Here is a 1,466-nt window from a genome sequence, read left to right on the forward strand (position 1 = left end):
GAGTAGCGCTGGTTGTAGAAGAGGGTCTGCCATTGGCGGACCATGCCCAGGGCGCCGTTGTTGATGATGGCGACCTTGATGGGGATGTTGTTCAGGGCGCAGGTGGTCAGTTCCTGGTTGGTCATCTGGAAGCAGCCGTCGCCGTCGATGGCCCACACCGTCCGCTCCGGACGGCCGGCCTTGGCACCCATGGCGGCCGGCACCGCATAGCCCATCGTGCCCGCACCACCGGAGTTCAGCCAGGTCGCGGGCTGCTCGTAGTCGATGAAATGCGCCGCCCACATCTGGTGCTGGCCCACCCCGGCCGCGAACACCGTGCCCGCCGGCGCCAGCTGACCCAGCCGCTGGATCACCTGCTGCGGCGAGAGCGACCCGTCCTGCGGCAGGTCGTACCCCAGCGGATACGTCGCCCGCCACCGCTCCAGATCCTTCCACCACCCCCCGTAATCCCCCCTGCGGCCCGCCTCGTGCTCGGCCTGCACCGCCACGATCAGATCCGCCAGCACCTCCCGCGCATCCCCCACGATCGGCACATCCGCCGCCCGGTTCTTACCGATCTCAGCCGGATCCACATCCGCATGCACGACCTTCGCACACGGCGCGAAAGAATCCAGCCGCCCCGTGACCCGGTCATCGAAACGGGCCCCCAGCGCAACGATCAGATCCGCCTTCTGCAACGCCGTCACCGCCGCCACCGTGCCGTGCATCCCCGGCATCCCCAGATGCTGAGGATGCGTATCGGGAAAAGCCCCCAGCGCCATCAGCGTCGTGGTCACCGGCGCACCGGTCAGCTCCGCCAGCACCTTCAGCTCCCTGGTCGCCCCCGCCTTGAGCACCCCACCCCCCACATACAGCACCGGACGGCGCGCCTCGGCAATCAGACGCGCGGCCTCACGGATCTGCTTGGCATGCGGCTTGGTCACCGGACGGTAGCCCGGCAGATCCGTATGCGGCGGCCACACGAACACCGTCCCGGCCTGCAGGGCATCCTTGGCGATGTCCACCAGCACCGGACCGGGCCGCCCCGTGGAGGCCACATGGAACGCCTCCGCGATCGTGCGCGGGATCTCGGCCGGATCGGTGACCAGGAAGTTGTGCTTGGTGATCGGCATCGTGATACCGCAGATGTCCGCCTCCTGGAACGCATCCGTCCCGATCGACCCCGACGGCACCTGCCCCGTGATCGCCACCAACGGCACCGAATCCATATGGGCATCCGCGATAGGCGTGACCAGGTTCGTGGCCCCCGGACCCGACGTCGCCATGCACACCCCCACCTTCCCGGTGGCCTGCGCATAACCCGTCGCCGCATGCCCGGCACCCTGCTCGTGCCGCACCAGCACATGACGCACCCGCGTCGAATCCATCATCGGGTCGTACGCCGGAAGAATCGCACCGCCGGGAATACCGAAGACCACCTCCGCCCCGACCTCCTCCAACGAACGAATAAGCGACTGCGCACCCGT

At 68.1% G+C, this 1,466-nt stretch carries 1 protein-coding gene; it reads right to left on the minus strand.

The window, feature by feature from the left end; genetic code table 11:
- Positions 1–1,466 (minus strand): acetolactate synthase large subunit (locus AC4IJH_RS43500; protein ID WP_490857561.1); only part of this gene is annotated, 1,466 nt, incomplete at both ends.

The organism is Streptomyces sp. UF-297, assembly GCF_058245575.1.